Annotated in this window: 10 protein-coding genes; 7 read left to right on the forward strand and 3 right to left on the reverse strand. The window is 52.4% G+C overall.

Annotated features, from left to right (window positions below; genetic code table 11):
• The 5 genes from CYJ98_RS05685 (at position 1) to CYJ98_RS05705 (ending at position 7,271) form a co-directional block, all read left to right on the forward strand.
• Positions 1 to 870, forward strand: a complete 870-nt coding sequence (locus CYJ98_RS05685) for a DUF1853 family protein (protein ID WP_049323525.1) — start codon at positions 1 to 3, stop codon at positions 868 to 870.
• 36 nt (positions 871 to 906) lie between these two features.
• Positions 907 to 2,166, forward strand: coding sequence for an RsmB/NOP family class I SAM-dependent RNA methyltransferase (locus CYJ98_RS05690; RefSeq protein WP_049323524.1), 1,260 nt, complete (start codon positions 907 to 909; stop codon positions 2,164 to 2,166).
• 257 nt (positions 2,167 to 2,423) lie between these two features.
• Entirely contained in the window at positions 2,424 to 3,692 is a 1,269-nt protein-coding gene (locus CYJ98_RS05695; RefSeq protein ID WP_419150070.1) for a TolC family protein, read from the forward strand.
• Between the two features lie 43 nt (positions 3,693 to 3,735).
• Complete coding sequence (locus CYJ98_RS05700; protein WP_049323523.1) at positions 3,736 to 5,952, forward strand: type I secretion system permease/ATPase; 2,217 nt, start codon at positions 3,736 to 3,738, stop codon at positions 5,950 to 5,952.
• Positions 5,953 to 6,041: 89 nt separating this feature from the next.
• Positions 6,042 to 7,271 carry an HlyD family type I secretion periplasmic adaptor subunit gene (locus tag CYJ98_RS05705; protein WP_101755394.1) on the forward strand — a complete coding sequence of 410 codons (1,230 nt, stop codon included), beginning with the start codon at positions 6,042 to 6,044 and terminating at the stop codon, positions 7,269 to 7,271.
• Positions 7,272 to 7,355: 84 nt separating this feature from the next.
• On the opposite strand, the gene prfH is transcribed toward CYJ98_RS05705, so the two are convergent.
• The 3 genes from prfH to pheA form a co-directional block, all read right to left on the reverse strand.
• Positions 7,356 to 7,994: a peptide chain release factor H gene (prfH, locus tag CYJ98_RS05710; RefSeq protein ID WP_101755393.1), complete on the reverse strand. Its 639-nt coding sequence runs from the start codon at positions 7,992 to 7,994 to the stop codon at positions 7,356 to 7,358.
• A 2-nt stretch (positions 7,995 to 7,996) separates the two neighbouring features.
• A complete protein-coding gene (locus CYJ98_RS05715; RefSeq protein ID WP_101755392.1) occupies positions 7,997 to 9,130 on the reverse strand; it encodes an RNA ligase RtcB family protein in 1,134 nt (377 codons plus the stop codon).
• Positions 9,131 to 9,527: 397 nt separating this feature from the next.
• Entirely contained in the window at positions 9,528 to 10,616 is a 1,089-nt protein-coding gene (pheA, locus tag CYJ98_RS05720) for a prephenate dehydratase (RefSeq protein ID WP_101755391.1), read from the reverse strand.
• Positions 10,617 to 10,787: 171 nt separating this feature from the next.
• Here pheA and tsaE point away from each other — a divergent pair, with 171 nt between their 5' ends.
• Complete coding sequence (gene tsaE / locus CYJ98_RS05725) at positions 10,788 to 11,258, forward strand: tRNA (adenosine(37)-N6)-threonylcarbamoyltransferase complex ATPase subunit type 1 TsaE (RefSeq protein ID WP_063076419.1); 471 nt, start codon at positions 10,788 to 10,790, stop codon at positions 11,256 to 11,258.
• On the forward strand, positions 11,246 to 12,493 hold the full coding sequence (locus CYJ98_RS05730) for an N-acetylmuramoyl-L-alanine amidase (RefSeq protein WP_101755390.1): 1,248 nt from the start codon (positions 11,246 to 11,248) through the stop codon (positions 12,491 to 12,493). Before tsaE ends, CYJ98_RS05730 begins: the two co-directional genes overlap by 13 nt.
• The last annotated feature ends 25 nt before the right edge of the window (positions 12,494 to 12,518 follow it).

Below are 12,518 nucleotides of genomic sequence, written 5' to 3' on the forward strand. Positions count from 1 at the left end.
ATGACTGATATTCGGATAAGCATGAATTACGCCCTAGACGCATTATGGTGGAAACTCACCAGCCAACCCGTCCGTGACCTCGCCTCGCTGCTGACTGCGCCGCCTTTGTGGCAAAGCGGTTGCGAATTGAGCGTGCGCGAACTATTGGGGGAACACGGTTTCCGCTATCTTTTAGCATTGGACGCCGATCCCGCTCCGCTGACGGATTACCTTGCCCAACGCGCCCCGTTCGGTCACCGTCTCGGCATTTACGCCGAAGAACTGTTGGCTTTTTGGTTTGCCAACGCGCCGCACGCCAAACTGCACGCATACAATCTGCCCGTTTTTTCAGACGGCCAAACTTTAGGCGCCGCGGATTTTGTCGTTTCCCTCAACCAACAGCCCTACCATATCGAGCTGGCGTGTAAATACTACGGCGGAGACCAAGTGCAAAACCTGCGCGGCCTCAATACTAAAGACACGCTGCCGGACAAAGCCGCCAAACTGGTGCAGCAATCCCAGCTGCTGCATACGCCGCAAGGCAAAGCAACCTTAGCCGCACAAGACCTGCCGGAAAATCCGCTTCCTGCTTCCATCGTGCGCGGCATCGGCTTTTTTCCACAAGGTTTCCATGCTTTTGAGCCACCGCTTAATCCATACGGCTGGCGCGGCGTCTATATTCAAGATTGGGCGGAATACGGGTTTGAACGCCAAGAAGCGCGCTACCACCTGCTCGACCGCATGGCCTATCTTGCACCTGCGCGTGTTGCCGAAACCGAAACATTGAATGAAACCGAAATCCGCCGTATCGACCAAGGCTTGATTGCCGTTTTGGAATTACGGCCGGACGGCTTTTGGCACGAAATCGAACGCATTATGAAGGCCGTCTGAAACCCTTTACTAACTTTAAGAGAAACCCATTACATCATGAACGCCGCACAACTCGACCACACCGCCAAAGTTTTGGCTGAAATGCTGACTTTCAAACAGCCTTCCGATGCCGTCCTCTCCGCCTATTTCCGCGAACACAAAAAACTCGGCCGCCAAGACCGCCACGAAATCGCCGAAACTGCCTTTGCCGCGCTGCGCCACTATCAAAAAATCAGCACCGCCCTGCGCCGTCCGCACGCGCAGCCGCGTAAAGCCGCTCTCGCCGCACTGGTTCTCGGCAGAAGTACCAATATCAGCCAAATCAAAGACCTGCTTGATGAAGAAGAAACAGCGTTCCTCGGCAATTTGAAAGCCCGTAAAACCGAGTTTTCAGACGGCCTGAATACCGCCGCAGAATTGCCGCAATGGCTGGTGGAACAACTGCAACAGCATTGGAGCGAAGAAGAAATCCTTGCCTTCGGCCGCAGCATCAACCAACCTGCCCCGCTCGACATCCGCGTCAATACTTTGAAAGGCAAACGAGATAAAGTGCTGCCGCTGTTACAAGCCGAAAGTGCCGATGCAGAGGCAACGCCTTATTCGCCTTGGGGCATCCGCCTGAAAAACAAAATCGCGCTTAACAAACACGAATTGTTTTTAGACGGCACACTGGAAGTCCAAGACGAAGGCAGCCAGCTGCTTGCCTTATTGGTGGGCGCAAAACGCGGCGAAATCATTGTCGATTTCTGTGCCGGCGCCGGCGGTAAAACCTTGGCTGTCGGCGCGCAAATGGCCAACAAAGGCAGAATCTACGCCTTCGACATCGCCGAAAAACGCCTTGCCAACCTCAAACCGCGCATGACCCGTGCCGGACTGACCAACATCCACCCCGAACGCATCAGCAGCGAACACGATACCCGTATCGCCCGACTGGCAGGCAAAGCTGACCGTGTGTTGGTGGACGCGCCCTGCTCCGGTTTGGGTACTTTACGCCGCAATCCCGACCTCAAATACCGCCAATCCGCCGAAACAGTGGCCAACCTTTTGGAACAGCAACACAGCATCCTCAATGCCGCCTCCAAACTGGTAAAACCTCAAGGCCGCTTGGTGTACGCCACCTGCAGCGTATTGCCGGAAGAAAACGAGCAGCAGGTCGAACGTTTCCTGTCCGAACATCCCGAATTTGAACTCGTCAACTGCGCCGAACTGCTGCAAAACCTGAAGGTTGATTTGGATACCGGAAAATACCTGCGCCTTAACTCCGGAGAACACCAAACCGACGGCTTCTTTGCCGCCGTATTGCAACGTAAGGATTAAGGTTGAAAAAGGCCGTCTGAAATCCTTTCAGACGGCCTTTTTCATAGATTTTTTTCATTAAAATCATTAGATACGATAGTCGCGCTCTGCAATAATATACTTTAAGGCATGTATCTCGACCTTTCATCAGAATATTGTGAAAAGGTGGAAAAAATGCTTTATGCTTTGTAAATGTATGTGTTCTCGTTCAAAATTCGCTGCCTCAAGCGATACCCGATACGGACAACGATAATATATAAATCATTTGGTTAAAAATCATGTCGCATATTTATTCTTCCCCCACAAAGCCCCGTTTATTGTCATCGGCCGTTGCCGTTGCCTGCTGTCTGCTGCCGTTTCAGACGGCCTCTGCATACAGCCTGCAAGACATCCTCAGGGATGCTTTAATCAGCGACCCGATTGTGCGTGAAGCCAAGGCTACCCAAGAAGCGGCGCAAAGCACAACCAAAGCCACGCGTGCGCGCCATTACCCCGTTGTTACCCTGACCGGCACCAAAGTACTGGCACAACACAATAAATACACCAGCAACGATATGGAAGACGGCGTCGGCGTACGCGGCAGCCTGAACATCTATTCATGGGGCGCGATTGAAGCCGCCGTCCGCCGCGACCGCAGCCGCGAAGAATACTATCAACACAAATACACCGAAAGCCAAGAGCAGCTGGGAAGCGATATCGGCCGCCTCTATCTGAGCGCATTGCGTGCAAAAGAAACCCTGATCCTCAACGAGCAGACTTTGGCGCGCCACAACAACCTCTTAAAAGACTTAAATACCATCGTCAAATATGATGCCGGCCGCCGTTCCGAGTTGATTGAAGCGCGCGCGCGCCAACTACAAGTGGCCAACATCATTGCCCAACAACGCCGCACCATGGATTTGGCGCTGAGCCGCCTATCCCGCTACACCTCGCGCCAACTGACTGCCAACGATTTGGAAGATCCGTTTAAAAACGACACGGCAAAATCCATCAGTGAACGCTTCAGCAGCCCCAACCGCAACAATAATCCGTCCTATCAGGCGCAGTTGGCCGAACGCGACAGCGTCCGTGCCGATTTGGACGCCTCCAAAGCCGAACGCCTGCCTGCCCTCAATTTGGAAGGCAGTGCAACGCGCAACACCAAACAGCTTTATTTAAACGTTGCATGGAATGTGCTGGATATTGCCGCCCGACACAATGTAGAACGCAATGCCAAATCATTGATTGCCGCAGAAGCCAAGTCCGAACAAATCCTGCGCGACATGAACGAACGCATCCAAACGTCGGCCATCGATATGCAGGAAAGCGAGCAGCGTGCCGCGCTGACGGCGCAACACATCGCCGCCCAGAAAGAAGTCATCAAAGTGTACGAATTGCAGTTTAAAATCGCCCGGCGCACACTGACCGACGTTTTAAGCGCATACAGCGAGTTATCCTCCATCGAACAGGATTATGTTGCCGCACGCAACGATTTCCGCGATGCGGCGCTCGACTATTTAAATACCCAGGCCAAAATCTCCGCTTGGGTCGGTTTGGCGCAAAAATAAAGCCATATCCGCCGGTTAAACCAAAAACATTACGCGAAAAAATATGAAAGCCATCATTGAACACATCGTTTTAGTGACCCGCCTTTTGGGTGCGCCCGTATCCGAAGCCGCTTTGTCCGCCGAAGTTGTGCGCGACAAAAAGCTCAAGGTCAACTATCACTCGCTGGTCGAAGTCCTGCGCAGCCACGGCTTTGAAAACACCTTGTCCAAACGCAATCTGGAAGACATTCCCTCGCTTGCCGTGCCGGTCATGATTATCCTGCACAACGAAGAGGCCGCGGTCATTACCAAAATCGAAGGCTCCGGCCAAGAGCGCAAATACCATATCCGCCAGGTTGACGGTTTGGAACAGGAACTCAGCCACGAGCAGCTTTCCGGCCTGTATTTAGGCTACTGCTGGTTTATCAAACCCAAAATGGCTACCGATATGCGCTCGGAGCTGCCTGAATACCATTTGCCCAAAGCATGGTTTTGGAAAGTCATTTGGCGTTTCCGCAGCTACTACTACCAAGTCATCTTGGCCACCATCATCATTAACTTCCTTGCGCTCGTCAGCTCTCTGTATGTGATGAACGTGTACGACCGCGTGATTCCCAACCAAGCCTATGAAACCTTGTGGGTATTGAGCATCGGCGTAGTCTTGGCGATTTTGTTTGAGTTTGCCGCCAAGATGATCCGCGGCCACTTGACCGATATTGCCGGTAAAAAAGCCGACCTGATCATCAGCTCCGCTTTATTCCGCCGCGTGATGGCATTGCGTCTGGCAGACCGTCCTGCTTCTTCCGGTTCATACGCCAGCAACCTGCGCGAATTTGAAGCCGTGCGCGAGTTCATGACCAGTGCCAGCTTGTTGACTATTGTCGATTTGCCTTTCCTGTTGCTGTTTATCTTCGTGATTTCCATGGTCGGCGGCAAATTGGCACTCGTTCCCCTGACCATCATTCCGATTGTCGTAATTGTCGGTTTTGTCGTACAACGCCCGCTCTCGCGCCACATCAACGAATCGATGAAAGAAGGTTCGCAACGCTCCGGTCTTGCCGTTGAAGCCATCGAAGGCATCGAAACCCTGAAAACCAACAACGCCACATCTTGGGCACAACAACGTTGGGATGAATACACCGCCAAAACTTCCGCTTCTTCCATCAAAGTCAAAGACACCAGCAACTTCATGGTCAACTTCGCCGTTGCCATGCAGCAGCTCAATACCGTCTTCTTGGTCGTCGTCGGCACCTATCTGATTCATGCCGACAACCATGCAGAACGCATCACCATGGGTGCATTGATTGCCTCCGTGATTCTGTCCGGCCGCGCTTTGGCGCCGTTGGCACAAATCGCCGGTTTGGCCACCCGCTTCCAACAAGCCAAACTTGCCCTCAAAGGCGTAAACGACATCGTTAACCGCCCTATCGAGCGCAATCCGGAACGCAAATACATTACTTTGGACAACGTTCAAGGCAATATTACCTTTGAAAACGTATCGTTCAAATATCAAGCCGACAACAACAGCGCCGTCGAAGATTTGCGCCTGACCATCAAACCGGGTGAAAAAGTCGGTATTTTGGGCCGTATCGGCAGCGGTAAAAGCACCATGCTCAAACTGGCCAGCGGCCTGTACGATACCGAAAAAGGCAACGTTACCCTTGACGGCGTCGATATGCGCCAGCTTGACCCCAACTTCCTGCGCGACCAAGTCCTACTGTTGAGCCAATCGCCACGCCTGTTCCTCGGCACATTGCGCGAAAACATGGACTTGGCGCGTACCGGCAGTTATTCTACCGACCAAGACCTGCTGATTGCGCTCAACCGCTTCGGCCTCGACAAAATCATCCGCAACCATCCGCGCGGTTTGGATATGCCTCTGGGTGAAGACGGCTTGGGCTTGTCCGGTGGTCAAAAACAAATCATCGCTCTGGCACGCATGACCTTGCGCAACCCGAAAGTCGTCCTGCTGGACGAACCAACCACCAGCCTGGACCAGGCTACCGAACGCATGGCGCTCAATGCCATTGCCCAATGGGGCCGCAACCGCACCATGCTTTTGGTAACCCACCGTCCGCAAGTGCTGCAAATCGTCAACCGCATCATTGTGATGGACAATGGTAAAGTCGTGATGGACGGCCCGCGTGACCTAGTATTGCAAAAACTCATGCAAAACGAACAGTCCAAAGCAGCCAACGTCAAACAACAACAGCAACAAGCTGCTGCAGTCAAACAGCAGCAACAACAAGCTGCCTCAGCCCCTCAATCGGCAGCACAATAAAGCAAAAGGCCGTCTGAAAACCTACTTACTCTTTCAGACGGCCTGCCCTAATGGTTAAAATCCACCAAACACAATAAAGATACACGATTATGAGCCGCGAAAACAACGTCAAATCCAAAGACCTACACCTCATCAACGACCTCAACGCCGCCCTTCAAAAAGAAAAACACAGCGGTCAATTTTGGGTCATCATCCTTTTCTTCATTTTCCTGGTTGTCTTCGTTATTTGGGCTTACAACAGCCCGGTCGAAGAAGTGACCCGCGGCAACGGCAATATCATTCCCAGCAGCCGTGAGCAAGTGATTCAAAGCCTCGACCCCGGCATCGTAACCGAAATCATGGTTAAAGAAGGCGATATGGTCGAGAAAGATCAGATTCTGATGAAACTCGACGACACACGCAGCTCCGCCGTTTTGCGTGAAAGCGAAGCCAAAGTCGAAAACCTCGAAGCCACCGTTGCCCGCCTTAAAGCCGAGGCCTACGGCACCAAGCTCTCCTTCCCTGACAGCGTGGGTCCCGAGCTTCGCCGTCGCGAAATCGCCGCCTACAAAGCACGCCGTCAAGCCATGACCGACGCCGTCAGCGGCCTTTCCCAAAGCAAGGCCGCGCTTGACCGCGAAATCGCCATTACCGCACCTATGGTTGCCGAAGGCGTGGTTTCCGAAGTCGAACTTTTAAGAATGCGCCGCGATTCCGCAGACTTGGCCACCCAAATCTCCGAACGCCGCAACCGCTACAAAGCCGATGCCAACAACGAACTCTTGCAAGCCGAATCCGAGCTGGCGCAATCCAAAGAAAACGTTGCCATGCGTGCCGACCCGGTTGAACGCTCGCAAATCCGCGCGCCTATGCGCGGCATCGTCAAAGGCATAAAAGTCACCACCATCGGCGGCGTTGTGAACGCAGGCGAAGACATCATGCAAATCGTCCCCGTTGACGACAAACTGCTGGTCGAAGCCTATATCCGTCCGCAAGACATCGCCTTTATCCGCGCAGGCCAACCTGCATTGGTTAAAGTCAGCGCCTACGACTACTCCATCTACGGCGGTTTGGAAGGCAAGGTTACCCTCGTCGGTGCTGATACCGTCAGCAACTCCATGCAAAACCGTGCCAATGACTTGAAACTCGACCCGAACCAAGTCTATTACCGTGTTCTCGTCCAAACCGAAAACAACTCCCTGAAAGACAAAAACGGCAAACCTATGCCGATTATTCCGGGCATGGTTGCAACGGTGGACATCAAAACCGGTGAAAAAACCATCTTCCAATACCTGATCAAACCGATCACACGTATGAAACAAGCGTTAAGCGAACGCTAATCGATAAACCGATAAAAGGCCGTCTGAAAGTTTTCAGACGGCCTTTAGTTTATGTTTTAAATGCCTACTTATCCGGCAGGCAAATTACTTCTCCTTAAACGTCGCTCCGACAAACGTCCTTTTCGGATTGCCGCGCTCAACTTGATAGAGTTGCGCGTGCTGCTCCTGCGTAAAATTTTCTGCCTGTTCGGCATGATGCTCCGCCAGTTTTTGCGCCAATAACATTACCGCCAATTTTTTATTGGCATGCTGGCTGCGTTCGCTCTCGACCCGCACGGAAATGCCGCTTTCTTTATGGGTGGCGCGGACGGCGCTTTCAGTTTTATTGACGTGTTGCCCACCCTTACCGCCCGAACGGCAGGTTTGAAACTCGATTCCGTTTTCAGAAGGCATTTCATACATCTGCGGCATATCGGGCAAGCGGAAAACACCTATATACCAATTTTTGCGCGGATGTTTCGGGCGGATAGGGCTGGGGCATATCCATTGGAGCGTCCCCTGCCAAGATTGTGCCAAACTTTCGGCTTTCTGCCCTTCCAATTTGAGCGTTGCCGACAAAATGCCGTACTTATCGGCGGTTTCAGTAACAAGTTCGGCATCAATGCCTTTTACTTGAGCTTCGGCAAGCAGCTTGCCCAAAACGAAACGGGCAAATATACGGCACTCTGCCGGCCCTTGCGCGGTGGAAATTTGCAGATAAATCAATGGTGTATTCTGTTTCATCTTTAAGCTCCACACTCGCCGCCGGTTTTATAAGTTAAAACAGGCTTGAACCGCGCGACCAATTCAATCAAACCAGCGTTTTTCATGGCAGTAATAACGCTGTCGATGCTTTTATAAGCCTGCGGCGCTTCTTCAAAAATCAGTGCCTTATCCTGACAAACGACTACGCTGCCAAATTCGGTCTGGCGCAGGCTGTCGGCAGTATATTTGTGCGACAGCCTGCCTTTGCATTCGCCGCGCTGCCACTTCCGACCTGCGCCGTGAGCCAAGGTATTCAACGAAATTTGGCAATCTTCGGCAGGTCGGACCAGATAGCTGTAATCGCCGCGCGAGCCGGGTATCATGACCAAGCCTTTATCGGTGGGCGTTGCGCCTTTTCGGTGCAGCCAACCGGTTGTACCGTCAATCTCGGTTTGTTCCAAAAAATTATGGTGGACATCGAGCAGGCATGTTCCTTCTGCGCGCCAACGGTCGAGCATTCTGGCTGCAATCAAACGGCGGTTAAGGCTGGCAAATTCCAGGGCTGCTTGGTGTTCGGCAAGATAGGCTGCCGCCGCTTCGCCCTCTTCCGCCAAACCTTGATGCCCGAAGGCGGCAATATGGCGTTGCAAAATCTGCTGGCCCAATCCGCGCGAACCGCTATGCACCAACAGTTGCAGATGGTTTTCATCAAAATCGGGCGGAAGCAAATCGGTGCGATAAACGGTATCAACGGTTTGCAACTCGGCAAAATGGTTGCCGCCGCCAATCGTACCGACTGCAAGGCCGTCTGAAAATGGGAACATATCGACAGCATCGCCTAATAAATCGACCTGTTCGTCTTTATCCAATGGCGTATCGATATTGCCGAGCTGTTTGGCGAGTTTGGCCGATTTGAGTTTGGCCGTGCGTAAATTAGTCTGCCAAAACGCCATGCCGCAACCGATATCATTCCCAATCAGGGCAGGATAAAAATGACGGTCGCTGAAAAATGCCGCGCCAACCGGATAACCGCGCCCTGCGTGTAAATCCGGCATTCCGGCAACGCGCAACATATGCGGTAATCGGGCGGTGGTTTCGAGCTGTGCGACAGCGTTGCCTTCAATCCATGTATTTGAATCGGCAATAATTTGAATATGATGGGGATAATTGCCCATGTGTTTATGCTTTCTTTAAAACAGATAGAAACCGTCAGCAGATGACAATAAATAGCCACCGTCTGAGAAATGTTCAGACGGCCTGGTTTCTAGCCGATAATCGTAAGGAAAGCAGCCCGAAGCGGGCGACATGGAATGCGAAAAGCGTTATCCGAAAATCAGACCGACGCTTGGGCTGCAAAGAATGTGATTGAGCGGATTGAAGTATTGCGTGTCATGGCTTGCTCCTTTCTTTGCATGAAAATATTAAAAACGTTCGGATTATAGAGGGTTCATTTCCAATCATGCAAACTTACTGACATCAATCTGCCAATGATGTTGCATAAATGGCAATTATTGAGAACATAATTTAGGCCGTCTGAAAACTTTTCAGACGGCCTTTGATACCCAATAATCCTTACAAAACAACGGTCGGATAAGAGCCGACAACTTTCACGAAGGAAGCACGTTCGCCCAAAAGCTGCAAGGCTTTTTGGACATTTTCATCGCTTTGATGGCCTTCGATATCAATGAAGAACAGGTATTCCCACAAAACCGATTTGCTTGGGCGGCTTTCAAATTTGGTCATAGAAATGCCCAACTCGGTGAAAGGTTGCAACAAAGAAGTAACGGCACCGGCACGGTTGGGTGCGGATACGACCAAAGAAGTTTTATCGTTGCCGCTGCGGCCGGTTTCTTGATGACCCATCACCAAGAAGCGCGTGGTGTTGTTTGGTTCGTCTTCGATACACTCGGCAGCAAAACTCAACTGATAAATTTCCGCAGCAATACGTCCGGCAATGGCGGCCACATTCGGGCTGTCAGATTCGGCAACCAAACGCGCTGCTTCGGCATTGCTGGCTACGGCGATACGCTCGGCATTGGGCAGGTTGCGGCCGAGCCAGTCGTTGCATTGCGCCAAGGCTTGGGCATGGGCAAAAACTTTGGCAATGCCGCCGATTTCGTGGCTGTCTTTACGCAGCAGATTATGATGAATACGGACAACCACTTCGCCGCAGGCTTTCAAAGCGGTTACAGCCAGCAAGTCCAAAGTGCGCCCCACCGAACCTTCGGTCGAATTTTCTACCGGCGCTACCAAATAATCGGCTTGACGCGTTTCAACTTGTTTGAAGCAGTTGTCGATGGTGGTACACGCCATGGTGTGTGCGGCGTGGCCGAAATGTTTGATGGCGGCTTGTTGGGTGAATGTTCCCATCGGGCCCAAATAGGCAATCGTCAGCGGACGTTCTACCGCCAAACACTCGCTCATAATCTCGCGAAACAGCCGAGTAACCGATTCATCAGGCAAAGGGCCGCGGTTCAAATCCTGAATCCGGCGCAAAACGGCCACTTCCCGCTCAGGACGGTACACCGCGCCTGTCCCTTTCAATTCGCCGATAGCATGCGCATGACCGGCGCGTTCGTTGAGCAAACGGAGGATTTCCGCATCGATGCTGTCGATGGCATTGCGGTGCGGCAATAACTGTTCGTCTATGGATAAAGGCATAAGCTGTCTCGCAATTTTGTGAGGGATATTTTCATTTTAACATTAAAGGCCGTCTGAATTCCGTTTTCAGACGGCCTCAACACTATCTTTATCTAACTTTATCGTCTATCAGGTTTGCAAACGCCGCCAATTCCATCATAATTAAGCCTTTTGAACGACAAGGCCTATTCCATGCACTCAAACGGACTGTACACCCGTTTTCTGCCCGATGAAGAAGCAACCCTGAAACTGGGTGAAGAATGGAGCAAGCAGCTTTCCGCTCCGCTGACCATCTATCTTGAAGGCGGGCTGGGTGCAGGCAAAACCACGCTGACACGCGGGATTTTGCGCGGACTGGGACATACGGGTGCAGTCAAAAGCCCGACTTACACCATTGTCGAATCTTATCCGCTGGATACATTCACCCTCCACCATTTCGACCTCTACCGCTTTACCATGCCCGAAGAATGGGAAGATGCCGGTTTGGACGAATTGTTTGCGCCTGACAGCATCTGCCTCATCGAATGGCCGCAGCAAGGCGGGGAATTCACGCCTCCGGCAGACATTACCATTACATTGACGTACACCGATAAGGGCAGAACCTGCACCTTTTCCGCCCACACAAACCAAGGCCGAAAAAGTTTAGAATCATGGTCAAATTAACTAGAAGACACATTCTCCGTCAAGGCACAGGACTATTTCTCACCCTCACGCCCGTTGGTGCCGCATTGGCCAAACCGGCTTCTCCTGCGCAATTCCTTGCCGTCCGCATTTGGCCGGCGCACGCCTACACACGCGTCACTCTTGAGAGCAACCACTCGATGAAATACCAACATTTTATGTTGGACAACCCCAGCCGGTTGGTCGTGGATATTCAAGGAGCGGAAATCAACAGCGTCCTGCAAAGCATTTCCAGCAAAGTGCTGTCTAACGACCCTTTTATCCGCAGCATTCGCGCCGGTCAAAATACGCCCAGTACCGTGCGTATCGTCATAGACCTCAAGCAAAGCACCCATCCGCAAGTCTTTGCACTCGCACCCGTCGGAAACTTCAAAAACCGCTTGGTTATCGACCTTTATCCGCACGGCGCAGATGCCAACGACCCGATGATGGCCTTGCTCAACGGCAATATCCCCAAACAACGTCCGAATACCAATATCGCATACGACACCCCTGCCCCTAAAAGCAATCGCGGCAGTGGTGGCAACCGCCGCCCTGTGATTATGATCGACCCCGGCCATGGCGGCGAAGACCCCGGCGCAATCGGCCCGAGCGGCCTCAAAGAAAAAAACGTCGTACTCTCCATCGCACGCGAAACCAAAAAACGCCTCGAAGCCTTGGGTTACAACGTATTCATGACGCGCAACGAAGACATCTTTATCCCATTGGGCGTACGCGTTGCCAAAGGCCGTGCGCGTAATGCCGACGTATTCGTATCCATCCACGCCGATGCCTTTACCAGCCCGTCCGCTCGCGGTACCGGCGTATATATGCTCAATACCAAAGGCGCGACCAGCTCGGCGGCAAAATTCCTTGCCCAAACCCAAAATAACGCCGATGCCATCGGCGGCGTACAAACCAGCGGCAACCCCAATGTCGACAACGCCATTTTGGACATGACCCAAACCGCAACCCTGCGCGACAGCCGCAAGCTCGGCCATTCCGTCTTGACCGAATTGGGCAAACTCAACCAGTTGCACAAAGGCCGCGTTGACGAAGCCAACTTCGCCGTCCTCCGCGCGCCGGATGTTCCGTCCATTTTGGTGGAAACCGCCTTCCTCTCCAACCCTACCGAAGAGCGGCTGCTCGGCAGCGAATCCTTCCGCCAACAATGCGCCCAAGCCATTGCCACCGGTATTCAAAAATACATCAATACCGCCGTTTTACGACGCGGATAATGGCTTGATGAAACAAAGGCCGTCT

It is taken from the genome of Neisseria perflava (assembly GCF_002863305.2).
GTDB classification, from domain to species: Bacteria; Pseudomonadota; Gammaproteobacteria; order Burkholderiales; family Neisseriaceae; genus Neisseria; species Neisseria perflava_A.